Annotated in this window: 24 protein-coding genes; 13 read left to right on the top strand and 11 right to left on the bottom strand. The window is 69.7% G+C overall.

Translation table 11 applies throughout. The annotated features are described in order from the left end of the window. Positions 1 to 126 precede the first annotated feature (126 nt). On the bottom strand, positions 127 to 1,542 hold the full coding sequence (locus tag DL990_RS30145; RefSeq protein ID WP_125800687.1) for an aminopeptidase P family protein: 1,416 nt from the start codon (positions 1,540 to 1,542) through the stop codon (positions 127 to 129). A gap of 90 nt (positions 1,543 to 1,632) precedes the next feature. On the opposite strand from DL990_RS30145, the gene DL990_RS30140 reads away from it, so the two are divergent. Both DL990_RS30140 and DL990_RS30135 read left to right on the top strand, forming a co-directional pair. After that, positions 1,633 to 2,619, top strand: a complete 987-nt coding sequence (locus tag DL990_RS30140) for a LysR family transcriptional regulator (RefSeq protein ID WP_125784329.1) — start codon at positions 1,633 to 1,635, stop codon at positions 2,617 to 2,619. A gap of 57 nt (positions 2,620 to 2,676) precedes the next feature. After that, positions 2,677 to 2,886, top strand: a complete 210-nt coding sequence (locus DL990_RS30135; RefSeq protein WP_233598818.1) for a hypothetical protein — start codon at positions 2,677 to 2,679, stop codon at positions 2,884 to 2,886. Here DL990_RS30135 and DL990_RS30130 read toward each other — a convergent pair. Next, positions 2,883 to 3,440, bottom strand: coding sequence for a carboxymuconolactone decarboxylase family protein (locus DL990_RS30130; protein ID WP_125800686.1), 558 nt, complete (start codon positions 3,438 to 3,440; stop codon positions 2,883 to 2,885). The genes DL990_RS30135 and DL990_RS30130 overlap by 4 nt on opposite strands. Positions 3,441 to 3,508: 68 nt before the next feature. On the opposite strand from DL990_RS30130, the gene DL990_RS30125 reads away from it, so the two are divergent. Next, positions 3,509 to 3,847, top strand: a complete 339-nt coding sequence (locus DL990_RS30125) for a helix-turn-helix domain-containing protein (protein WP_125800685.1) — start codon at positions 3,509 to 3,511, stop codon at positions 3,845 to 3,847. 193 nt (positions 3,848 to 4,040) lie between these two features. Continuing rightward, entirely contained in the window at positions 4,041 to 4,523 is a 483-nt protein-coding gene (locus DL990_RS30120) for an STAS domain-containing protein (protein WP_233598820.1), read from the top strand. Between the two features lie 12 nt (positions 4,524 to 4,535). Here DL990_RS30120 and DL990_RS30115 read toward each other — a convergent pair whose 3' ends face one another. Continuing rightward, on the bottom strand, positions 4,536 to 4,886 hold the full coding sequence (locus tag DL990_RS30115; RefSeq protein ID WP_125784337.1) for an STAS domain-containing protein: 351 nt from the start codon (positions 4,884 to 4,886) through the stop codon (positions 4,536 to 4,538). Positions 4,887 to 5,039: 153 nt separating this feature from the next. On the opposite strand from DL990_RS30115, the gene DL990_RS30110 reads away from it, so the two are divergent. Beyond that, the gene (locus DL990_RS30110; protein WP_125784339.1) at positions 5,040 to 5,453 is read left to right on the top strand and encodes an ATP-binding protein; all 414 of its coding nucleotides are present in this window, start codon (positions 5,040 to 5,042) and stop codon (positions 5,451 to 5,453) included. 6 nt (positions 5,454 to 5,459) lie between these two features. Here the strand turns inward: DL990_RS30110 and DL990_RS30105 are convergent, their stop codons facing one another. The 5 genes from DL990_RS30105 to DL990_RS30085 all read right to left on the bottom strand — a co-directional run bounded on the left by DL990_RS30105 (position 5,460) and on the right by DL990_RS30085 (position 9,486). Beyond that, a complete protein-coding gene (locus tag DL990_RS30105; RefSeq protein ID WP_125784341.1) occupies positions 5,460 to 5,996 on the bottom strand; it encodes a DUF4232 domain-containing protein in 537 nt (178 codons plus the stop codon). A 106-nt stretch (positions 5,997 to 6,102) separates the two neighbouring features. After that, positions 6,103 to 6,936 carry an ABC transporter ATP-binding protein gene (locus tag DL990_RS30100; protein ID WP_125784343.1) on the bottom strand — a complete coding sequence of 278 codons (834 nt, stop codon included), beginning with the start codon at positions 6,934 to 6,936 and terminating at the stop codon, positions 6,103 to 6,105. A 39-nt stretch (positions 6,937 to 6,975) separates the two neighbouring features. Further along, positions 6,976 to 7,551, bottom strand: coding sequence for a dihydrofolate reductase family protein (locus DL990_RS30095; protein ID WP_125800684.1), 576 nt, complete (start codon positions 7,549 to 7,551; stop codon positions 6,976 to 6,978). Between the two features lie 84 nt (positions 7,552 to 7,635). Continuing rightward, complete coding sequence (locus DL990_RS30090) at positions 7,636 to 8,307, bottom strand: response regulator transcription factor (protein WP_125784347.1); 672 nt, start codon at positions 8,305 to 8,307, stop codon at positions 7,636 to 7,638. Next, positions 8,308 to 9,486 (bottom strand): sensor histidine kinase, encoded by a 1,179-nt coding sequence (locus DL990_RS30085; protein WP_125800683.1) that lies wholly within the window; start codon positions 9,484 to 9,486, stop codon positions 8,308 to 8,310. A 179-nt stretch (positions 9,487 to 9,665) separates the two neighbouring features. Between DL990_RS30085 and DL990_RS30080 the strand changes: the two genes are divergently transcribed. After that, complete coding sequence (locus DL990_RS30080) at positions 9,666 to 9,899, top strand: hypothetical protein (protein WP_125784350.1); 234 nt, start codon at positions 9,666 to 9,668, stop codon at positions 9,897 to 9,899. Between the two features lie 87 nt (positions 9,900 to 9,986). Next, complete coding sequence (locus DL990_RS30075) at positions 9,987 to 12,299, top strand: LuxR C-terminal-related transcriptional regulator (protein ID WP_125784352.1); 2,313 nt, start codon at positions 9,987 to 9,989, stop codon at positions 12,297 to 12,299. Positions 12,300 to 12,302: 3 nt separating this feature from the next. Here the strand turns inward: DL990_RS30075 and DL990_RS30070 are convergent, their stop codons facing one another. The 3 genes from DL990_RS30070 to DL990_RS42485 all read right to left on the bottom strand — a co-directional run bounded on the left by DL990_RS30070 (position 12,303) and on the right by DL990_RS42485 (position 15,618). After that, positions 12,303 to 13,427, bottom strand: coding sequence for a helix-turn-helix domain-containing protein (locus DL990_RS30070; protein ID WP_233620619.1), 1,125 nt, complete (start codon positions 13,425 to 13,427; stop codon positions 12,303 to 12,305). A gap of 287 nt (positions 13,428 to 13,714) precedes the next feature. Continuing rightward, entirely contained in the window at positions 13,715 to 15,394 is a 1,680-nt protein-coding gene (ilvD, locus tag DL990_RS30065; RefSeq protein WP_125800682.1) for a dihydroxy-acid dehydratase, read from the bottom strand. After that, positions 15,370 to 15,618 (bottom strand): hypothetical protein, encoded by a 249-nt coding sequence (locus tag DL990_RS42485; protein ID WP_370306177.1) that lies wholly within the window; start codon positions 15,616 to 15,618, stop codon positions 15,370 to 15,372. Before DL990_RS42485 ends, ilvD begins: the two co-directional genes overlap by 25 nt. A gap of 236 nt (positions 15,619 to 15,854) precedes the next feature. On the opposite strand from DL990_RS42485, the gene DL990_RS30055 reads away from it, so the two are divergent. From DL990_RS30055 to DL990_RS30030, 6 genes are all read left to right on the top strand, one after another. After that, entirely contained in the window at positions 15,855 to 17,189 is a 1,335-nt protein-coding gene (locus DL990_RS30055) for a cytochrome P450 (protein ID WP_125784357.1), read from the top strand. Between the two features lie 364 nt (positions 17,190 to 17,553). Further along, a complete protein-coding gene (locus DL990_RS30050; RefSeq protein WP_125800681.1) occupies positions 17,554 to 18,036 on the top strand; it encodes a hypothetical protein in 483 nt (160 codons plus the stop codon). Positions 18,037 to 18,115: 79 nt separating this feature from the next. After that, the gene (locus DL990_RS30045; protein WP_233598822.1) at positions 18,116 to 19,096 is read left to right on the top strand and encodes a helix-turn-helix domain-containing protein; all 981 of its coding nucleotides are present in this window, start codon (positions 18,116 to 18,118) and stop codon (positions 19,094 to 19,096) included. Positions 19,097 to 19,136: 40 nt separating this feature from the next. Then, positions 19,137 to 19,904, top strand: a complete 768-nt coding sequence (locus DL990_RS30040) for a MoaF C-terminal domain-containing protein (RefSeq protein WP_125800680.1) — start codon at positions 19,137 to 19,139, stop codon at positions 19,902 to 19,904. 32 nt (positions 19,905 to 19,936) lie between these two features. Beyond that, positions 19,937 to 20,329 carry a nuclear transport factor 2 family protein gene (locus DL990_RS30035; protein WP_125784366.1) on the top strand — a complete coding sequence of 131 codons (393 nt, stop codon included), beginning with the start codon at positions 19,937 to 19,939 and terminating at the stop codon, positions 20,327 to 20,329. Next, positions 20,326 to 21,504, top strand: a complete 1,179-nt coding sequence (locus tag DL990_RS30030) for an ABC transporter substrate-binding protein (RefSeq protein WP_125784368.1) — start codon at positions 20,326 to 20,328, stop codon at positions 21,502 to 21,504. The genes DL990_RS30035 and DL990_RS30030 overlap by 4 nt, the downstream gene beginning before the upstream one ends. Positions 21,505 to 21,589: the final 85 nt, after the last annotated feature.

The raw sequence follows: 21,589 nt of genomic DNA, 5'->3' as shown, positions 1-21,589 counted from the left end.
TTGCGAAAGCCACTTTCGCAACGTTGAAGGTTGCCAAAGTGGCTTTCGCAACCTGCCACCTTTCCTTACCCCTCAAGTACTGACAGGGCCACCGGAGGGCCGGAGCTCGGCCCGGCCCTCCGGGTCTCACCCCCTGGCTGCCTGGACCCAGGCGGTGACCTCGTCGGCGGTCGAGGGGAAACCGCCGGAGAGCAGGGCGTGCCCCGACCCCGTGACCACGACGTTGTCCTCGATCCGGATGCCGATGCCGCGCAGGTCCGACGGCACGGTGAGGTCGCCGGCGTGGAAGTACAGACCGGGCTCCACCGCCAGCGCCATCCCCTCGGCGAGGGTGCCCTCCCGGTACGCGGAGGGATGCGCCGCGGCGCAGTCATGGACGTCCAGCCCGAGGAAGTGGCCGGTACCGCAGACGATGTACCGCCGATGCTGCTGCCCGTCCGGCGACAGCGCTTCGTCCACCGACACCGGAAGCAGGCCCCAATCGTGCAGGCCCTCCGCGAGCACCCGCAGCGCCGTCGCCTGGAACGCGCCGTAGTCCTGTCCGGGCCGGACCTCGCCAAGGGCCGCGACGTGCGCCTTGTGCACGAGGTCGTAAACGTCACGCTGAGCCTTCGTGAACTCGCCACCGACCGGGAAGGTGCGAGTGATGTCGGCCGTGTACAAGGAATCCAGCTCGACTCCGGCGTCGAGCAGCAGGAGGCTGTCGTCGGTCACCCGCCCGTCGCAGCGCGTCCAGTGCAGGATGGGCGCGTGCGGCCCGGCGGCCACGATGGACGTGTATCCGGGGCCGGTGCCCTCGGTGCGGGCACGGCGGTCGAAGGTCCCCTGCAGCCAGCGCTCCCCGCCGCCGCGGACGGCCTCCGGCAGCGCGGCCAGCACGTCGGCGAATCCGAGGGCGGTGGCGTCGACGGCGTCACGCAACTGGCCGATCTCCCACTCGTCCTTGATCCGCCGCAACTCGGCGAGGACGGTCCGAAGCCGATCGCTGTGGCCGAAGCCGAACGCGTCGAGGGCGGGATCGACCCCGGCACCGGTCAGGAAGCTCGGGTACCGCCCGCGCAAACCGTGCGGAAGGTCCTCCAGCGGGCGGCAGTCGATGCCGAGCACGTCCCCGTATGCCGCCGGCCCGGCGGCGGAGCCGACCCACAGCGGGCTGGTGTCGGCGTCGCCCACGAAATCGGGCTCGTTCGGCTCGGCCGGGCGCGGGACATACAGCGTCGCGTGGTGGCTGTCCCCCGCCGGGGTCATCACCAGGATCGCGCCCTCACGCTGGCAACCGGTGAGCCAGACGAAGTCGCTGTCGGCGCGGAAGCCGTGGAAGGTGTCGTTGGACCGCACCACCGCCCGGCCCGCCGCGAGCGCGATCCGCTGGCCGGGCAGTTCCGCCGACAGCCTGCCGCGATGGGCCGCGGCCGCCTCGGCGGTGCCCGACGGCAGATCGACGGCGGTGTCGGCAGGCTCCCAGCCTTCGCCGATCCAGTTCCGGAACCCCTTGGCGGCCAGCAGCGCGCGCAGATCCGGCCGGGTTCGGTCGCCGGTCATCGGCTCCCCTTTCAGGTAGTCGGAGTCTTGGCCGCACCTTCGCACCACGAACGGCCCGGCCGTAATGACCGGCGGCGATAGACTCCGCCTATGGCCCTGGAGATCCGGCACCTGCGGGCGATCTGCGCCATCGCCGAAGCGGGCAGCCTCTCGCAGGCGGCCGCCGCGCTCGGCATGTCGCAGCCGTCGCTGACCTCTCTGCTCCAGCGGCTCGAACGGCAGATCGGCGCGCCGCTGTTCGTCCGCAGCCACACCGGCGTGACCCCGACCCCGGTCGGCGAACAGACACTGCGCCGCGCGCTGACCCTGCTCGTGGAGTTCGACCGGTTCGAGAGCGACCTCCTCGGCGCCCTCGGCGAGGGCCCGGTCCGGCTCGGATCGTCCCAAATGGACTGTCTGCCCACCTTCGTCGAGCGGCTGGACGACGCGCTGCCGGGCCTGGACGTGACCGTCCACGTGGAACCTTCCAGTGCCGTGCTGGCACAGGCGCTGGCCCGCGCGACCCTCGACATCGCCGTCATCGCCATGTCGGACGACCAGGAAGTGCCGCTGGCGAAACACCTGGGACACCGGGTGCTGTTCTCGTGGGTGCCCGTCTTCATCGGCCTTCCCGCCCGGCACCGGCTCGCCGACGGCTTCGAAGTCGACCTGGCCGATCTCGCGGACGAAGCGTGGATCGGCCCGCCCGGACCCGAGGACGGCTCGCTGACGTCCCTGCGCGCGGCGACGCACCGCGCCGGCTTCACGCCGCGGATCCGCTTCGAATGCCCCAACGGCGGCGGGCGGCACCTGATCGCCGCCGGGCAGGCGGTGCAGCTCGTGGAACCCACCGCGCCCGAACTGCCGGGCATGGTCGTCCGGCCGCTGAAGGGCGACCCCATGCGGATGCGGCTGGTGCTGGCGTGGCGCAAGGAACGGCTGACGTGGGACCAGACGGAGAACGTGTACCGCGCGGTGATGACGTCGTACACGCGGCACGCGATGGCGTCGACCCCGTTCCGGACTTGGTGGGAGCGGCGGCGGAGCTCGCAGTCCTGGGACGGGCTGGTGGACTTCTTCCGGGGCGCCGGGATGTAACCAGATCACGCCCAGCCGCGATTGACCCCGTACCGGGCGAACGGAAACGGGGGGATGATGGCGCAACGGCTTTGGCTCGGACTGGCGGTCGTCTACACGTGCACCGCCGTGGTCCAGCTCTACCTTCTCGTCACCACCGGCGCCGTCTGGGCCGGGACACTCACCGCGATCGGCTTCGTGGCGGCACTCCTGTGTGTGCTCGCCTCGTGGAAGGCTTCGAAACAGGAACGGGACGACACCAGGGGAATCGACTCGCGCCGGCCCTAGCGATCGGGATAGGTGGCACCCCAAGGCTCTTCTTCGAGACGGACGCCGTTGGCGACGTACGCGATCGTCCGGTACCAGCCCGCGAGCACGAGCAGCTCCAGGAGTTGCGAGGCCGGGTAGTGCTCGGCGAGCGCGGCCCACGCCTCATCGGAAACCGTTGCCGTGTCGTGGAGTTCGTCGACGGCGCCGATCAGCGCGCGATGCCGCCCGGACCAAGCGGGATGCCCGGCGTCGCCGGAAACGGTGGCTTCGAGCTGATCCGGCGTCAAACCGACCGACGGTGCGTAAATCGCGGCGTGGACACCCCATTCGTAGCGGCATCCGCATCGGGCGGTGACCCGGGCGATGACGATTTCCCGGTCCAGCGCGGGTAATTCCCCGTGCGCGAGCAGGCCCGCGCCCAGGACGCGCATCCGTGAAGCCAGTGCCGGATGGTGCTGCAGCACCCGGAACAGCGCCAGCGGATCCTGTGTCACGCCGGGCGGCATCCATTTGCGAAGGGCCTGTTCGACGTCCGCCTCGTAGGGCGGGACGAGTGGTGCGATCCGTGCCATGACCACCTCGTGTGCTTCGACTTTCGAACCACTATGCTGCTTCGAAAGTCGAAGCGCAAGGGGATGACATGCCCGATCACCCGACCCCGCGGCCCGGGCGGCCGGTCCGCGGCTCCGAAACCGGCCGCCCGCTCATGGCCGCACTCGATCTGCTGGGGCGCCGGTGGACCCTTCGGGTGATCTGGGAACTGCGCCAGGGAGACGTCGGATTCCGGGAACTCCAGCGGCGCTGCGAACTCATGTCGTCCAGCGTGCTCTCCACGCGGCTCGGCGAGCTCACCGAAGCGCGCATCGTCGAGTCCGGCGAGGAAGGTTACCGCCTGACCCCTTTGGGGGAACGACTCCTCGACGCGTTGCACCCACTGGAAAAATGGGGCCGCGCCTGGGAAAAGGCCTTACGCGAATGATCATGCGCGAAGATGAATCCCACTGTTCACCGCCCGTGGTATTGCCAGATATGGCCGGCGGCGTACGGTGAGAAGTACGTGAGGGTTGAGTCCACCAGCCCGCGAGACCGACCCACATTTCCGCGGCCCAGCACTTTTCCCGGGGCGACGCGGCGGCGAGTCGACTTGCGCAGCTGTTGTGCAGGCTTACCCGTTGTCCGTCTCGTCGTCCCCGGTCATCCGGGAGACCAGCATCATGATCGAACGCGTTCCGTCCACCCGTGGCAGCCGCGACGGCCCGATTCTCCGCGCCGTCATCCGTCCCGGCGTTCCCTCGCCGCGACCGTCGGACGAGGACCTGTTGCGGATCCGGCGGATCCGGTGGAGTCAGGACCTGCTCGTCGTCGCCGCGACCGGGGAGGTCGACCTCGCCACGGCCGGAAAACTCGAACGCGCACTGAGCGGCCGCCTCCCCGCGACCACGGTGCTCGACCTCACCGAGGTGGGCTTCCTCGGCGTCGCCGGGTTACGGGTCATCGAGTCCGCCGCGGCGCGCGCCCGGTTCCACCACCGCGCGACCCGGCTCGTCGCCGACACCCGGCCCGTGTTGCGCTTGCTGCAGCTGTTCCGGGTCGACGCCCATATCCCCGTGTACCGGCGCCTCGACGAAGCGATCCGAGAAGTATCGAACCGCTGACCGCCGCGACGCTCAGGATCCGGCGAGCGGCAGAAGCGTCGAGAGGCCGGTCTTCGAAGCCAGCCGCCGGATCGTCGGCGACGGCAGGAAACTCAGGTCGACACCCTGGGTGCCGCACCGGTCGTTGATCCTGACCAGGGCCGCCAGCCCGGTGGAGTCACAGAAGTCCACGCCTTCGAGGTCGACGACGAGCCTGCCGGGCGCCGGCTCCAGCGCCGCCTCGAACGTCTCCTTGAGATCTTCGGAGGTCGTCAGGTCGATCTCGCCCGCCACCGCGATGACGACCTCGGCGCCATCGGGCCTGGTGACGGTCACCGAGAACGGGATCTCCCGGTTGTCGCCGTCTCCGCTCGTCACCGTCATCCACCCCTTATGTCGGAACCCCGCTGTTCTCGAACATATCGGATCGCGAGGCCCTCTCGCGCCGCACTCGTGTCCCGGTCCCGCCGGTGCCTTAATCTGGTCACTGGATCCGGTGGTCGTGGACCGCGGCGGGCGACGAGGAGAAGCTTCGTGATGCCGATCGACGAGCCGGTGCGCGAGACCACCGGCGAGCTGATCCTCGAGGTCGCCGCCGTCCCCGCACAGGCGGCCGCGTTGCGGGATCTTCTGGCGAAGTGGGCACTCGAACGTGGTCTTCCCCGGGAACTGGCCGAGGACCTCAAGCTCACCTCCTACGAGGCGATGACGAACGTCGTCCGGCACGCGTACCCGGACGGCACCGACGCCAACGTCATGACGATCACCGCCGCCCACGAGGACGGCCGGCTCAAGATCACCGTCGCCGACGAAGGGCGCTGGCGCGACGGGCGCCGCCCGGACGGCGGACGCGGCTTGCCGATCATCCGAGCCTTCGCTCCGGAGGCCTCGGTGACGAGTACACCCACCGGGACCATCGTCCGGCTCGCCTGGCCCTGCCCTGCCGTGTGACCGGCCTCAGGCGGGTCCGGCGACGATCCCGTTGACCCAGCTGCCCGGACGCGTGGCGGTGTCCTGACGAAGCACCGGCAGCCCGGACGGCCAGTCCACGCTCACTGCCTCCGTCTGTCCCGGCGGGACGGTCACCAGCTTTGAAGGTGTCCATGAGGCCGAGCCTTGGCTTCCGGCCGAGCCCGGAGTCCGCGACAGCACGGTGACGGTCGCCGTCGCGGTCGAGCCCGGCGGCACCTCGTTACCGGGTTCGCCGTTGTCGACCCGCGGCAAGTGGTACACCGGCCCGTTCGGGTCGGCCGGACCGACCAGGTCGACCTCGGGCACGCCGTGCAGGCCGCAGGCACGCGGCGAGACGTTCTCGAACGTCAACGGAACGTCGTACTGGCCCGTCGCCTCTTCGAGCTGCGTCGGCTCGCCCAAGGACACCGCGAGGTCCGCCGTCGCGCACCGCGGCGTGGCGGCCTCGGCCGGACCGGTCACGGTCAGCGCGGCGATCCCCAGAACGGTCACCGCGGCGGCTTGTTTCACCCGGACGTTCATGACATCTCCTCCCGCTCGACGAGCGAACTCACCGGGAAAGATGCCCACGGAAACCGGGACTATGCCGCTGCTCCGCCGGAACAACCCCGAGGAGTGACACCCGCCTTCAGGACCGCCGGGTCGCGTGCGCGGCCCAGCGGCCGTTGATGCGGTGGACCTCGACGTCGCGTTCGTAACAGGCGGAGAGCCCCTCGCCGGTGAGGACCTCGTCGATCGGCCCCTCCCCGGTGACCTTGCCGCGCCGCACCATCAGGGCGTGCGTGGCCGTCGCCGGGATCTCCTCCAGGTGGTGTGTCACGGTGACCGTGGCCAGTTCCGGCTGGGCGAGCGTCAGGTTCTCCAGCGCCATCAGGAGATCTTCGCGGCCGGGCAGGTCGAGACCGGCGAACGGCTCGTCCAGCAGGAGCAGCAGCGGGTCGGCCATGAGCGCCCTCGCGAGCCGGACCCGGGCGCGTTCACCCTGCGAGCACACCCGGACCGGCCGGTCGCGCAATTCGGTGCAGCCGACCAGTTCGAGCAGTTTCGACGCCCTGTCCCGGATCGCGTCGTCGTAGCGATCCCACAGCGGGAGCACACTTCCGCTGAACCCGGTGAGCACCACGGTGTGCGCGTCGTGGTTCTCCGCGTCCGGCAACCGCTGGTTCGCCCCGACGAAGCCGATGTGCGTCCGCACGTCACGCAGGTCGACCGCGCCCATGCGATGGCCGAGCACGACGGCCGTGCCCGCGCTGGGGAACCGCTGGGTGGAAGCCACCGAGAGGATGGTCGACTTCCCGGCCCCGTTACGGCCGAGGACGACCCAGCGCTGGCCGTAGTCCACCCGCCAGTCGACGTCCGACACCAGCGGCACGCGGCCGACGTGCACCTCGACCCCGGAAAGCTCCACCGCCGGTCCGTCGAGGTTCGGCTGCACGAACACGGGTTTGGTCACGCGGTTCATGATCGCAGGGCGCGCGGCCCGCACCCGCCCGGGGTCCGATCATCGGATGATGTCGTAGACCAGCTTCTGGACGCCGTTGGAGTACGCCTCGCTCTCGACGAGCTTGAGGTTCTGCTTGTCCTTGTCGCTGTCGCTGAAGAGCTTCTTGCCCGCGCCGAGCAGCACCGGGAACAGCAGCAGGTGGTAGCGGTCGATCAGCCCGGCGTCGGCGAGGTCCCGGTTCAGTTCCGCGCTGCCGTGGAGGATGATCGGCCCGCCCTCGGCCTCCTTGAGCTTCGCGACGTCGTCGAGCGAGCGGAGGATCGTGGTCTCGCCCCAGTTGCCGACGAGGTCCTCCTCCCGCAGCGTGGTCGAAACGACGTACTTCGGCATCGCGTTGTAGCCGGCGAATTCCTCTGTCATGGTGGGCCACACCGGCGCGAACGCCTGGTAACTGACCCGGCCCATCATCATCGCCGTGGCCTCTTCCTGTTCACGGCCCTTGAGCTCGTACGCCGCTTCGTCGAACTCGATGCCGTCGAAGGTCCAGCCGGAGTTGCGGTAGCCCGGCTCCCCGCCGGGCCCCTCGACGACGCCGTCGAGCGAGACGAACGCGGTGGCGATCAGGGTGCGCATCTGGTTTCTCCTTGGTCGTTCCGAACTGCTTTCGACACTGCGTCGACCGGGGAACGACGGATTCGACACCGGGCCGAAAAGTTTTCAGGCTTCGGCGTCGCGGACCAGGAGGGCGATCTGGACCCGGTTCTCGACGCCGAGTTTCGCGAGCATGCTGCTGGTGTGGGCCTTCACCGTCGCGACGGTGATGTCCAGCCGCCGCGCGACGTCGGTGTTGGACAGCCCCTCGGCGATGGCGCTCGCGGTCTCGCGTTCGCGATCGGTCAGCGTGGCCAGCAGCCCGCGCGCGGTCTCGCGGGACGCCCGGCGCGCGTCGGACGAATGCGGCCCGGTGGCCGCGGCGATCAGTCGGGCCGTGGCGGCGGGCGAAAGCGCGGGTTCGCCGGTCGCGACCGTCCGGATCGCGGCGAGTATCCGCGGCGGCGGGGTGTCCTTGAGGACGAAGCCGAGCGCGCCGACGCGCAGTGCGCCCAGCACCATCTCGTCCGAGTCGAAGGTGGTCAGCACCAGGACCCGGGGCGGCTCCTGGCGGCGGAGGATCTCCTCGGTCGCGCTCAGCCCGTCGCGACCGGGCATCCGGACGTCCATCAGGACGACGTCGGGCCGCTGCTCCCCCACCACGGTGATCGCGGCGTCGCCGTCGGCGGCCTCGCCGACCACGACGAGGTCGGGTTCGCCGTCGACGATGAGCCGCAGCGCCATCCGCACCAGGTGTTCGTCGTCGACGAGCACGACCCGCACCCGCTCGCTGTCCATTCACTCGCTCCCTTCGCGGACCGGCCACGGCAATCGCGCGGTGAGGACGAATCCGCCGCCCGGCTCCGGGTGGTGGTCCAGTTCGCCACCTGCCAGCCCGACCCGTTCGGACAGGCCGAGCAGGCCGTATCCCGACGCGGGCGGGCCCGCGATCGCCCGCGCCGCACCGGAATCCCGGACCGTCGCCCGCAGGCCGCCGCCCGCTTCCCCCTCGACGGTGACGCCCACTTCGGCACCCGGCGCGTGTTTGCCCGCGTTGGTCAGCCCTTCCTGCACGATCCGGTAGACGGTCCTCGCGACCGAGCCGGGCGGTTCGCCCGACGTCGTGACCGTCAAGGTGACGTCCAGTCCCAGCGCCCGCGCGTCCGCGACGAGCGACGGCAGGTCGGCGAGCGAAGGCTGCGGTGGCTCCAGTTCGTCCGGGCTCGCCCGCAGCACGCCGAGGACGTCGCGCAGTTCCTCCAGCGCCTGATGGGAGCCGTCGGCGATCCCGCGAGCCAGTTCCGCGACCTGGTCGGCGGGCAGATCGGGGCGGTGCCCCAGCACCCCGGCCTGCATGGCGACCAGCGAGACCCGGTGGGCGAGGACGTCGTGCATCTCGCGGGCGATCCGGTGCCGCTCCATGATCCGTGCCTCGGCCGCCCGCGCGGCCTGCTCTCGCTCCGCGCTTTCGACCCGTTCCCGCAGGGAGCGCACCTCCTCCCGGCGAGCCCCGATCGCGGCGCCCACGGCCACCACGATGCCCACCAGCAAGGCGGGGAGGCTGATCAGCAGCCACAACGGTCCCGGTACCTCCCGCTGGGGGTAGAGATCGACCGTCAGCACCGCGGTGACCACGGACAACACTGCCGCCACCGCCGTTTCGGCCGGTCGCCGCCGGGTGGCCAGCGAGCAGAGCGCCAGCAACGCCGCGCCGGCCGCCAGTACCGAGACCGTCGAGGCGAGGATGACCGCGGTCGTGATCACGACCGGGAAGCGGCGGCGCCACAGCAGGGCGATCAGGCAGGCGAGTGCGATCAGCGGATCACCGGTGGTCAGCCAGTCCACCCTCGGACCCGTCGCACCCACCGGCAGTTGCGACGCCGTGACGAGCCAGAGCAGCACGCCCAGCGCGGCCGCGGCGAGCAGGCGCCATGCCTGCCCCCACGGACGGACGGGCGGCTGGGCGTCGGTGATCACCGGCCCATCATGGTCGACCCGTCCGCGGCGGCGCAGCCGGACACAGGACGATCCTGGCCCCGACCTCGGTCGGGACCGGACTCGACTTTGGTCGGACGCGAAGCGCGACGCGCTGCCGATGTGCTCCCGGATCCGCGACGGCGATGCTGGGTCCGACCGCGAAACAGGAGGTAGGAAGCATGACCAAGGGCGGCTATCTGGGGCTGCAAATAGTCGGGATGGTGGCCGTCGCCGTCTTCGCGCAGGCCGCCATCCGCAGCCTTTTCGATCACTCCGCGACCCAGTTGTGGGGCGCGTTCGACTGGGTACCCGGTGAATGGGGCGGAAGATTGCTCGTGTTCCTGCTGCTCGTGGCAGCCGGAACGGTGCTGGCGGGCTGGGCGCACGACCGCGGCAAACAAGCGTCCCGCTAGGGGGACGCTTCTCCGCTAGGATCCGCAGCCGGGCGATTCCGTCTACATCGGACGGAATCGCGGGGCTGGTCGATCGCGGGAGAGTGCATGGCGGACGGAGTCGGCTCGCTTTCGGGGTGGCCCGCCGATCCCACCGAAGTGACCAGCTACGTGGGTCGTGACGCCGAGACCGGCGAGGCGCGGCGCCTGCTGGAGACGTCGTCGCTGGTCACGCTGACCGGGCCGGGCGGTGTCGGCAAGACCAGGCTGGCGTGGCGGGTCGCCGCGGCCCACAAGGAAGCGACCGCCGACGAGGTCGCCTTCGTTTCGCTCGCCGAGCTGCGGGAACCCGCGTTGCTGGTGCCGACCGTGGCGAATGTCCTCGGCTTCGGCGACCGCTCGGCGAAACCGGCCATCGAAGTGGTCGTCGAGGCGCTTCAGGCGAGCCGGTTGCTGCTGGTGCTGGACAACTGTGAGCATCTGGTCGACAGCTGCGCCTGGTTCGCCGACACCGTGGTCCGGTCCTGCCCTCAGGTGACCGTGCTGGCCACGAGCAGGCAATCCCTCGGGGTGGCGGGCGAACGGGTCCTGCCGGTGCCGCCGCTGGCGATCCCGGAACAGGGCGACTCCTTCGAGCGCGTGATGAACGACGAGTCCGTGCGGCTGTTCGTGGACCGCGCGACCGCGGTCGCGCCGTCGTTCCGGCTCACCGAGGAGGACACCGAGCCGCTGATCCGGCTGTGCCGCAGGCTCGACGGGCTGCCGCTGGCCATCGAACTGGCCGCCGTCCGCGCGCGGGCGTTGTCCCTGCGTCAGCTTGCCGACCGGCTGGACCGGCAGTTCTCCGTGCTCACCAAGGACCGGCGGGGGCGGCCGGAGCGGCACGAGACCATGCGTGCCCTGATCGACTGGAGCCACGACCTGTGCACCGGGCCGGAACGCCTGCTGTGGGCGCGCGCGTCGGTGTTCTCCGGCAGCTTCGACCTCGACGCGGCCGAGCAGGTCTGTTCCGGCGGCGAACTGCCGCGCGAACGGGTCCTCGAAGTCGTCGACGGTCTGCTCGACAAGTCCATCCTGCTGCGCGAGGAGTACCCCGGCGGCGTGCGGTACCGCATGCTGGAATCGGTGCGCGAGTACGGAGTCGACAGGCTCACCGAGACGGGCGGGACGGCGGAGTTCCGGAAACGGCACCGTGATTGGTTCGCCGAACTCGCCTGCCGGTACGCCACCGAATGGCTGGAGACCGATCAGCTCGGCTGGATCGGACGGCTCCGGCGCGAGCACGCGAACCTGCGCGTCGCCCTCGACTACTGCACCGGCGATCCGGAGGACGCGGTCGTCGGGCTGCGGATGTTGCGTGACGTCAAGGAGTTCTGGATCGTCCGCGGGCTGAACACCGAGGGCCGGATGTGGGTCCGCCGTCTCGACGAGGTCGCGGCACCGGGTGTCCCGGAGCGGGCGCACGGGCTCTGGCTGTCCGGTTTCCTCGCGGTGGTGCAGGGAGATATGCCTGCCCATCGGTGCATGCTGGACAGGGCGGCCGCCGAAGCCGAGGCGAGCGGCGACGAACTCGCGGCCGCATACGTGCTCCACGTACGCGCCTACGCCGCGCTGATCGGCGACGACATGTCCGAGGCCGCCCGTCTGTTCGGCACGGCCATCGAGCTTTTCCGAGCACACGGCGACGAAGGCGCGGACCTGTGGGCGAGCTACAACCACGGGCTGGCCGTCTGGCTGAACGGCGACATCGACCGCGGCCGGGCAGTGCTCGCCGAAGCCGTCGAACGCTGCGAACGGCGGGGCGAGGTCTTCTGGCGGGGCTGGGCCCTGTGGTCGCGCGCCGCCGCCGAATACCTCCAAGGTGATCTCGCCGTGGCGAGCCGGTGCTGCGAACAGGTCCTCCGCCTGCACGAGCGAGTGGACGACCGCGTCGTCGTCGGGTTCACGCTCACCGTCATGGCAGGCTGCGCGGCCCGCACCGGCCGCCCCGACCGGGCCGCGCTCCTCCAGGGCGCCTCGATGAACGTCTGGCGCACGGTCGGCGCCTGGCCGACCCGGTACGCCGCGTTCTCCGAGCCGCTACAGACCGACACCGAGGTCGTGACGGCGGCGCTGGGCTGGGAGGTCGCCATCAAGGAGTTCGCCGACGGCGCCGCTATGCCGATCGGCGACGCGATCGCGTACGCCCTCGATGAACGGACCCCCGAGCCGCGGAAACCCGCCGCGCAGGTGCTCACCAAACGCGAGACCGAGATCGCGCACGTGATCGCCGAAGGGTTGACGAACCAGGAGATCGCCGACCGGCTCGGCATCGCGCGGCGCACGGTGGACACCCACATCGACCACATCCTCACCAAACTCGGCTACTCCAACCGCGTTCAGGTCGCCACCTGGGTGACCCGGTCGGCAGGCCCCGCGTGAGCTTCACGCCGCCCTGATCGGGGTGGTCGTCCCTGCCGGTTCGGGCGTGAGCAGCTCCACGCGCAAGGCGATCCGCAGGTCCAGCCGGGTCTGAGGGTCGTCGAGCCGGGAGCCGAACAGGACCCGGAGGCGGCGCAGGCGATTGCGGACCGTCTGCGGGTGGACGCCGAGGTTCTCCGCGATCTCGGGTGCCCCGCCGCGGGCGGCGAGCATGGCGTCGAGGGTTTCGGCGAGTTTGGTGCGTTCGTTCGCGGGCAGATCGGCGATCGGCGCCAGGCTGCGCGTGACGAGCGCGGAGGTGAGCACCTCGTCGGCGAACAGCCAGTGCGTGGTCAGGTGATCCGACCAGCGCACGAGGGGGCCGTCCTCGATCACCTCGCGGCGGACCAGTTCCAGCGTCCGACGGGCCCAGCGCAGGGACACCGCGGCTTCGGCGGGCGCCACCGCGGGCCCGACCGCCGCCCGCGCCCCCGCCAGTACACCGCTGATCTCGACGTCGTCGGGCACGAGCAGATGCGGGTATTCGCCCCCGAGATCGGCCAGCACCTCCGGGCCGAACGAGGCGCGCACCGCGCCGGGCTCGGCGGCGACGGCCACCACCCTGGCGGGCGGCACCCAGCCCGCCTCGGCCGCGAGACCCGCCCACTTCGCGGGCGGGCGGCCGCTCAAGAGCTCCTTCAGCAATTCTTGGCGCAACTCGGCCACCGAAGGCGTGTGCGCGGCGCGGTAGGCCGCGGTCGACAACCGGATCAGGACGTCGGCGCACCGGAGCAGGGCCTCCACCCCGCTGTCCATCACGGACGAGCCCGCCCCGGGCTGCCTCGACAACGACGCCAGCACGGGCAGCGCGGCCCGGCCCGCCGAGTGGTACGCCCGGGAGAGTCGCTCCAGATCCTTGCCCGCCGCGTACTCGGCGACACCGACCTGCCGGAAGGCGTCCGCACCGGCGGCGATGCCCAGCGCGGAGTTCATCCGGTCGTGCTCCAGCACGGAGGCGACGAACTCCGTGGCGCGCGCGTCGAACAGCGACGCGTGCTCGGGCAGCGAATGCCGGATCCCGTCGACGACCACGCGGGCGATCACGAGGGCGGCGGAACGGGCTGGGGCAAGGGACGCGGTCAGGGTCATCATCGACCTCCGGAGCAGCGGGAATCGTCGGGGCGCCGAGTCTGCTACTCCGGAGTAGCGGGGCACATCGGGTGAATTACGTACTCGCGCCCATCCGGCCTACGCATCACCCGTTCGTGGTGGTCACCGGCGCACACGCGCGGCTATTCGCCGGTGCGTGAGCGCGGCACATGGCCTTCCCCGCTCGCCCCTTCGCTGTAGCTGGTGATGCTCCCGGCACCAAACCGGCGATCACACGTGACCGAGTGGACGACACGTGTGACCGCCATCCGCGCACCGGGCAAGTCTCACTCGCAAACGGCTCCGTGCGCCGCGCTGCGGACGACCTTGGCGTACTTGCCGAGCACTCCGCGCGTGTACGCCGGAGGCTTGGGCACCCAGCCCTCCCGGCGGGCCTCGATGTCGTCGATCTCGGCCTCGAGCGTCCGGTTCGCGACGTCGAGCGTGATCGGGTCGCCGTCGCGCACGAACGCGATCGGCCCGGCGTCGACGGCTTCCGGCGCGATGTGGCCGACGCAGAGGCCGGTCGTGCCGCCGCTGAACCGGCCGTCGGTGATGAGCAGGACGTCCTTGCCCAGCCCGGCGCCCTTGATCGCGCCGGTGATGGCGAGCATCTCGCGCATCCCCGGCCCGCCCTTCGGGCCTTCGTACCGGATGACCACGACGTCCCCGGCGACGATGCGGCCCTCGGCGAGCGCGTCGAGGGCGGCGCGTTCGCCGTCGAACACCCGCGCGGTGCCGGTGAACGTCGATTCGTCGAAGCCCGCCGACTTCACGACAGCGCCTTCGGGCGCCAGCGATCCCTTGAGGATGGTCAGTCCGCCGGTCTTGTGGATCGGGCGGTCGAGCGGGCGGATGATCTCGCCGTCGATCCCGGCGGGCGCGATGCCTTCGAGGTTCTCGGCCATGGTCTTGCCGGTCACGGTGAGCACGTCGCCGTGCATGAGCCCGGCGTCGAGCAGCGCCTTCATCACCACGGGGATGCCGCCGACCTTGTCGACGTCGTTCATCACGTACTTCCCGAACGGCTTGAGGTCGCCGAGGTGCGGGACCTTGTCGCCGATGCGGTTGAAGTCGTCGATGCGCAGGTCGACCTCCGCCTCCCGCGCGATCGCGAGCAGGTGGAGGACGGCGTTGGTGGAACCACCCAGCGCCATCACGACGGCGATCGCGTTCTCGAACGCCTCCATGGTCATGACCTGCCGCGCGGTGATTCCCTGGCGGAGCATCCCGACGACGGCCTCCCCCGACCGGTGGGCGAACCCGTCACGGCGCCGGTCGACGGCGGGCGGGGCGGCCGATCCGGGCAGCGACATGCCGAGTGCCTCGGCCACCGACGCCATCGTGTTGGCGGTGTACATGCCGCCGCAGGCGCCTTCGCCGGGGCAGATCGCGCGTTCGATCTTGTCCACTTCGGCGCGGGTGATCTTGCCCGCCAGGCAGGCGCCGACGGCCTCGAAGGCGTCGATGATCGTGACGTCCCGGCCGTCGACCTGGCCGGGCATGATCGAGCCGGCGTAGAGGAAGACGGAGGCGAGGTCGAGCCGGGCCGCGGCCATGAGCATGCCCGGCAGCGATTTGTCGCAGCCGGCCAGCAGCACGGAGCCGTCGAGCCGCTCGGCCATCATCACCGTCTCGACCGAGTCGGCGATCACCTCGCGGGACACCAGCGAGAAGTGCATTCCCTCGTGTCCCATGGAGATCCCGTCGGACACCGAGATCGTGCCGAACTCCAGCGGGTAGCCACCCGCCGCGTGCACACCGTTCTTGACGGCCTTGGCGAGCCGGTCGAGCGAGAGGTTGCACGGGGTGATCTCGTTCCACGAGGACGCCACCCCGATCTGCGGTTTGGCGAAGTCGTCGTCGCCCATGCCGACCGCGCGGAGCATCCCGCGAGCCGCCGCGCGCTCCAGACCGTCGGTCACATCGCGCGAACGAGGTTTCAAATCCGGCTGGTCTTGCGGCATCGGAACACCTTTCTTCGTGGCGGGACACCGGGCACGCTGCCAACCGGACGCGCCCGGCGCAACTCACCGCTCCGCATCCGGTCCACGATGCGGCGCTCCCCGGTGCAGCGCCACCCGGTCGCCCGGTTTCCATCGTGGCCGTCGTGTACGGCCAGCACGTCGCGGTCGGTCTCGTCGTAGATCTCACCGACGATCTCTTCCAGCAGATCCTCCAGCGTGACCATGCCCGCGACGGCGCCGCTCGGCCTTGAAACTCCGCAGCGCGTCCGACACCCGCAGTGAATCGGGGAACACCACCGCCGGTCTGACGGCCCCGGCGAGGTCTTCGTGGTCGCCGAGCAGGTCGCGCAGCTGCACCACACCGACGACGTCGTGGGAAGCGGGTCCGCAGATGTCGGAGCGGCTCGCTACTGACACGTCGTTCCGATACCTTCGAAGGACCTGCACGGACGGAGTCCTGATGTTCACACTCAAGACCGCTCCCGCACGGACCTTGCGGCGCCGGGCTGAGGAGATCGCCAAACCGGTGACCCGCTGGAGCATCGGCCACGCGCTCCCCCGCGTCGCGCTGCGGGCAGCGGCACGCCGGGGCGATCTCCAGGGCAGGCTGTCGGTCGAGGCGAGCGGCGGAGCGGACCTGACCGGACTGTTCGACGAGATCCGCTCGCGCGGCGCAATCGCCACCACCCGGGTCGGGCATGTGACCACCCGGCATTGGGCGTGCAAGGAAATCCTGAGCGACGACGCGTTCAAAACCGTGCGGTTCGTCCCGGACAATCCGCTGCTCAACCGGCTCGTCGCCTGGTCTTCGTCCGGGTTGATCCATCCGATAGAACCGCCGTCGCTGCTCGCGAGCGAACCGCCCGACCACACGCGCTACCGGAAACTGGTCACCCGCGTCTTCACCGCCCGCGCCGTCGAGCAGCTACGGCATCGCACGCAGGCGATCACCGACGAACTGCTCGACGGTCTCGACCCGGCCGACCCCGTCGATCTCATCGAGCAGTACTGCGGACTCCTGCCGGTCACCGTGATCAGCCAGATCCTCGGCGTCCCGCTCGAAGAACGGGACAAGGTGCTGGCGCTGGGCGGTGCCGCGGCCCCGAGTCTCGACCTCGGCCTCCCGTGGCGGACCTTCCGGACAGTGGAAGCGACCTTGGCCGAGTTCGACTCGTGGCTCACCCTGCATCTGGAAAAGCTGCGGGCGAATCCCGGCGACAACCTGCTCAGCAAGCTCATCGCCGCCCGCGAGGACGGGGTGGGCCTGACCGAGCGGGAACTCAAGGCCACCGCGGGACTGGTGCTGGCGGCCGGCTTCGAAACGACCGTCAACCTCCTCGGCAACGGCATCGCCCTGCTCACCAGGAATCCGGGCGAACTCGCGAAGCTGCGGGCGGATCCGGACCTGTGGAGCAACGCCGTCGACGAGATCCTGCGCTACGACCCGCCCGTCCTGCTCACCGGCAGGCTCTGCGCGCGCGACACCGAGATCGGCGGGACACGCGTCGCCCGCGGGGCGATCGTCAGCACCGTGCTCGCGGGCGCCAACCGGGACCCGGAGATCTTCGACGACCCGGCGACCTTCGACGTCGAGCGGGCGAACGCGCGCGACCACGTGTCGTTCGGCGCCGGGCGGCATTACTGTCTCGGCGCTTCGCTAGCGAGGATGGAAGGGGAAATCGGGCTGCGGTCGATCTTCGAGCGCTTCCCCGATCTGCGGCTTCTCGGTGGGGCACGGCGGCGGCAGACCCGGATCCTGCGCGGATTCGAAACGCTCCCCGCCGCGCTCGCGTGACGGGCTCGTGAGCGGTAAAGACGGTTCTATTGAGGGGTAAGGCAAATGTGGCGCGGGCTGCCGAAGGTCCGGAGGCTCGCCAACCGTCCACAGGGGACGCGAACCACTCGACCGACCTTGAGCACCTGGCATCGACCCTCAAGGCAGGCAACAAGGCCTTACCCCTCGTACCACTCAAGAGAGGGAGGGCTGCCTCACCCGCCGAACCTGCCGCATGATCCGTCCCGGCCTGAGTACGACTACGACATGGCGTCGTACCGGTTCGAGCGCAAGCGGTCATTCGACGCGCTCGCCCGGCACAACCGCGGGCAAGCGGGCATTTTTACCGAACCGGGGCCGGAAACCGGCCAGTAACCTCACGCCGGTGAAGACGGACCGCCGAGGCAAGGAAGCGCCGGAACTGCCTGTCCTCACCGTTATCGGGTGCCTGCTGGGGTTCCTCATGACCGTGCTGGTGCTGATCGGCCCGGGGCTGCTCTGGATCAGCACTCACTTCGAACCCGAGGACGACGACCGCCTGGTGGTCGTCGCCATGGGCCTGGTGTTCACGATCGGCGGGCTGGGCACCGTCACTTCGCACCTCTGGCAGAACGCCAAAGCCCGTGAGGTCCACCGCGGGCTCGACCGGAAAGGTGTCCGCGCGAACGCCGAAGTCGTTTCCAGCAAGCGGATCTGGGTCGGCGAGGTGAGCACTCCCGCCGACGACGTCGACCTCGTGGTCACCGGTCCCGGCGTGACTCCGTTCAGTGCGCGAGTGCTCACCGAGGACGTCGGCCGCTACGAAACGGGCACGGTGGTACCCGTCGACGTCGACCCGAGGACCCTCCTGTTCCGCCTCGCCGACTGACCTCGCGGGGTCATTGCCCGGCAGCATCGTATCGCTTATCGTATATGAAATTCACCCCCCGATGCTGCGAGGTGACCTCGTGACCACCGCCACCGCCGACCCGACGACCACCACGGTCGCGCGAGATTTCACCGATTTCCGCACGGTGGTGTCGCAATCCTTCGTGCCGCTGCACGTGACGAGCGAGCACCGCGACCATTTCCGCGGCCGCATCCGCTCGTGCGGCGCCGACGACGTCCAACTCACCGAGGTGACCGCGTCGGCGCACGTGGTCGAGCGGACGCCGGAGCTCATCGCCAGGGCCGACAGGCATTACTACAAGCTGAGCCTGATCCTGTCCGGGACCGGGCTGCTGGTGCAGGACAACCGCGAGGCGATGCTGCGTCCCGGTGACGTGGCGTTGTACGACACGCACCGGCCGTACACCCTGGCGTTCGAAGAGGATTTCCGCACGCTCGTGGTGATGTTCCCGCAGCGGCTCATCGATCTCCCCCGCGATCTGGTCGGCCAGCTGACCGCGGTGCCGATGTCGGGCAAACGAGGCATGGGCAACGTCGTCGTGCCCTTCCTCGCGCAACTCGGCAGCAACCTCGACCAGCTCGGCGGGCCGGCGGGTGTCCGGCTCGCGCATACGGCGGTCGATCTGCTCGCCACGCTGTTCGCCAGCGAACTCGACCTCGCCCGCTCGACCGCCGGGCCACACCACGAACTGATGCGCCGCGTCCTCGCCTACATCGACACGAACCTCTCCTCCACCGACCTCGGCCCGGCCCAGATCGCCGCCGAGCACTACATCTCCACCCGGCATCTGCACGGCCTCTTCCACGAACAGGGGACGACCGTCTCAAGCTGGATCCGCACCCGTCGCCTCGAACACTGCCGCCGCGAATTGCTGGATCCCGTGCACACTTCGCGACCCGTCGCGGCCATCGCGGCGAAGTGGGGTTTCGTCGACGCGCCGCATTTCAGCCGGGTGTTCAAGACGGAATTCGGCTGCTCGCCGAGCGAACTTCGCCGTGGCTTGACCGTGAGCGATCGGTTGTTGCCACCCAGCGCGTGACAGCTGGCCCTTCCGGTGCGGTCACCTCGACGATGACCGCATGCCCGAAGCATCAGAGGAACAGTGGCGCACCTATGACGAGTTCGCCGCCGGAATAGCCACCTACCGCCTGCCGAACGCGGACCTGTCGGGACGCGAGCTCACCGTCACCCTCGACGACGGAACGACGCTCGCGCTGCGGTTCGAGGACGCCGAAACCGTCTCCTGCAACGGCATCAAGGATCCGTACGACGCGGTCGCCGTCCGGGAAGACGTTTTCTTCGTCAATCTCCCACACACCAGCGTGGAAGGTGAAGCGCTCACCGTCGTCTTTTCCACGACGACGCATCGCGCGCTCGCCGTGCGCTCGGTCATCGGCGCCGAGGACGTCGAAGGCGTTCCCCGTGTCTCCCAGACGTTCTGGTCCGGCACGACCGACGCGGGCGCGCCGGCCGGTGAGGTACCGGGGCCGTCGCGCGACCTGATCGGCAAGCGCAACATCTACCGCTACAGCCCGGAACACCTTTACGAGCACGTGTACGTGTCTTCGCAACGTTATGCCTGGCAATGCCTCGAAGGTGTGCAGCGCGGCCACGGGGACATGGACCTGTCGACGGTGTGGAAGTTCCAGGACGGGCTCTACCTGTTCTGCTTCCGCGAATTCCGCATCGCCGTGGCCAGTGTGTGGCTGCACGACCTCGGCTACGGGCTGAAGACCACCGGCGTCTTCCTCGGCCTGACCGGCGATGGCCGGTCGGAACACTCTCGCGCGGGCGGGCACATCTACCCACTCGGCGCCGTCGCCTATCCCGACGCGCAACCGGTCTGACCACCGTTCACCAAAGACATCAGGAGTTCTCAGTGTCCAATTCAGACATCATCGCCGCGCATTACGCCGCGAGCGACCGGGGCGATCTGGCGGGCATGCTGGCCCCGCTCGGTCCCGGCACCACCTGGACGGAGGCGGCCGGTTTCCCTTACGCCGGCACCTACACCGGCCCGGAGGAAGTACGGGACAACGTCTTCGGCGCGATCGCGAAGGACTGGGACGGCTACACCTTCACCCTCGGCGACCTGCTCGACGCCGATGACACGGTGATCGGACTCGGAACCTACCAGGGCAAGCACCGCGAGACCGGTCGCTCGTTCACCGCCCGGGTCGCGCACGTGTGGCGGTTCGACGGCGGCAAGGTGGTCTCGTTCGAGCAGATCGTCGACTCGGTGCCCGTCGTGAACGCCATGGGGAACCGGTGAAACCCGCACGGCGACTGGTCGCCCTCGCCGCCGGCGTCCTGCTGGCCACAGCCGCCTGCGCCGGGGCCGAAAGCGGTTCGAGCGGCCCGATCGTGGTCGGTTCGGTCAACGCGCTGAGCGGCGCGGCCACCTTCCCCGAGGCATCCCAAGCCGCGAAGGCGGTCTTCGACGCGGCCAACGCGAGCGGCGGCGTGAACGGCAGACAGATCGAGTACAAGGCCCTCGACGACAAGGGCGACCCGGCGGCCGCGGCCGCCGCGGCCCGTGAAGTCGTCGGCCGCGACGAAGCGGTCGCGCTCGTCGGCTCGTCCAGCCTCATCGAGTGCGAGATCAACAACAAGTACTACGAGCAGCAGAAGATCCTGTCCATGCAGGGCATCGGCGTGGACCCGGCGTGCTTCACCAGTCCCAACATCGCTCCGGTCAACGTCGGCCCTTACCACGACATGACGCTGACCCTGCTCTACGGCTCGGAAACGCTGAAGCTGAACGACATCTGCGCGCTGCTGGAGATCGCGGGCAACACACTGCCGTCGTACCAGGCGGCCATCGACGAGTGGTCGGCCATCACCGGCAAGAAGCTCAAGTACCTCGACGCCACGGTGCCCTACGGCGGTTCCGACTACACCTCCTACATCGTCAAGGCCCGCAACGCCGGCTGCAAGGCGATCACGGTGAACCCGGTCGAACCGGATTCCATCGGACAGCTCAAGGCCGCCGCCGCGCAGGGCTGGAACGACGTCACGTGGCTGCTGCTGACCAGCGTCTACAGCGAGAACTACGCCAAGGCCATCACCAACGCCGGTGCCGGCGTGTACGTGCCCGCCGAGTTCTACCCGTTCACCGACGCGACCAGCCCGCAGAACAAGGACTGGCGCGAGCTGATGGCCAAGAACAACATCCCGCTGACCTCGTTCAGCCAGGGCGGCTACCTGGCGGCGAAGTACTTCCTCGACGTCGTCAAGGGGATCAGCGGGGACATCACGCGTGAGTCGGTGACCAAGGCGCTGCGCGAGATGAAGCCGATCACCGATCCCATGGTCGGCACGCCGTACGTCTTCGGCCCCGGCCAGACCCACCACGACAACACCGCGGGCTGGCCGATCAAGCTCGCCTCCGGCACCAACAAATGGGAGCTCGTCGCCGACGACTGGCTGCGGATCCCCAAGAAGTAACCGGAACGGCAAGTGGTGGGTCGCGTGGGTCGTGAGTGGCGATTCGGGTTCTAACCCGAATCGCCACTCACGACCCCCCGGACCG

The organism is Amycolatopsis sp. WAC 01416 (assembly GCF_003947485.1).
Lineage (GTDB): Bacteria > Actinomycetota > Actinomycetes > Mycobacteriales > Pseudonocardiaceae > Amycolatopsis.
The sequence above is the reverse complement of the archived record's forward strand: the minus strand, read 5'-3'. Positions and strand labels throughout refer to the sequence as shown.

Bases quoted from the DNA above. Each gene is read 5' to 3' on its own strand.
- ilvD (WP_125800682.1), bottom strand. From the start codon at position 15,394: ATGCCGCAAGACCAGCCGGATTTGAAACCTCGTTCGCGCGATGTGACC.
- DL990_RS30130 (WP_125800686.1), bottom strand. From the start codon at position 3,440: ATGGCACGGATCGCACCACTCGTCCCGCCCTACGAGGCGGACGTCGAA.
- DL990_RS30095 (WP_125800684.1), bottom strand. From the start codon at position 7,551: ATGCGCACCCTGATCGCCACCGCGTTCGTCTCGCTCGACGGCGTCGTC.
- DL990_RS30090 (WP_125784347.1), bottom strand. From the start codon at position 8,307: ATGGACAGCGAGCGGGTGCGGGTCGTGCTCGTCGACGACGAACACCTG.
- DL990_RS30070 (WP_233620619.1), bottom strand. From the start codon at position 13,427: ATGACCCTGACCGCGTCCCTTGCCCCAGCCCGTTCCGCCGCCCTCGTG.
- DL990_RS30075 (WP_125784352.1), top strand. From the start codon at position 9,987: ATGGCGGACGGAGTCGGCTCGCTTTCGGGGTGGCCCGCCGATCCCACC.
- DL990_RS30125 (WP_125800685.1), top strand. From the start codon at position 3,509: ATGCCCGATCACCCGACCCCGCGGCCCGGGCGGCCGGTCCGCGGCTCC.
- DL990_RS30110 (WP_125784339.1), top strand. From the start codon at position 5,040: ATGCCGATCGACGAGCCGGTGCGCGAGACCACCGGCGAGCTGATCCTC.
- DL990_RS30080 (WP_125784350.1), top strand. From the start codon at position 9,666: ATGACCAAGGGCGGCTATCTGGGGCTGCAAATAGTCGGGATGGTGGCC.
- DL990_RS30105 (WP_125784341.1), bottom strand. From the start codon at position 5,996: ATGAACGTCCGGGTGAAACAAGCCGCCGCGGTGACCGTTCTGGGGATC.
- DL990_RS30140 (WP_125784329.1), top strand. From the start codon at position 1,633: ATGGCCCTGGAGATCCGGCACCTGCGGGCGATCTGCGCCATCGCCGAA.
- DL990_RS30135 (WP_233598818.1), top strand. From the start codon at position 2,677: ATGGCGCAACGGCTTTGGCTCGGACTGGCGGTCGTCTACACGTGCACC.
- DL990_RS30055 (WP_125784357.1), top strand. From the start codon at position 15,855: ATGTTCACACTCAAGACCGCTCCCGCACGGACCTTGCGGCGCCGGGCT.
- DL990_RS30100 (WP_125784343.1), bottom strand. From the start codon at position 6,936: ATGAACCGCGTGACCAAACCCGTGTTCGTGCAGCCGAACCTCGACGGA.
- DL990_RS42485 (WP_370306177.1), bottom strand. From the start codon at position 15,618: ATGGTCACGCTGGAGGATCTGCTGGAAGAGATCGTCGGTGAGATCTAC.
- DL990_RS30145 (WP_125800687.1), bottom strand. From the start codon at position 1,542: ATGACCGGCGACCGAACCCGGCCGGATCTGCGCGCGCTGCTGGCCGCC.
- DL990_RS30040 (WP_125800680.1), top strand. From the start codon at position 19,137: ATGCCCGAAGCATCAGAGGAACAGTGGCGCACCTATGACGAGTTCGCC.
- DL990_RS30115 (WP_125784337.1), bottom strand. From the start codon at position 4,886: ATGACGGTGACGAGCGGAGACGGCGACAACCGGGAGATCCCGTTCTCG.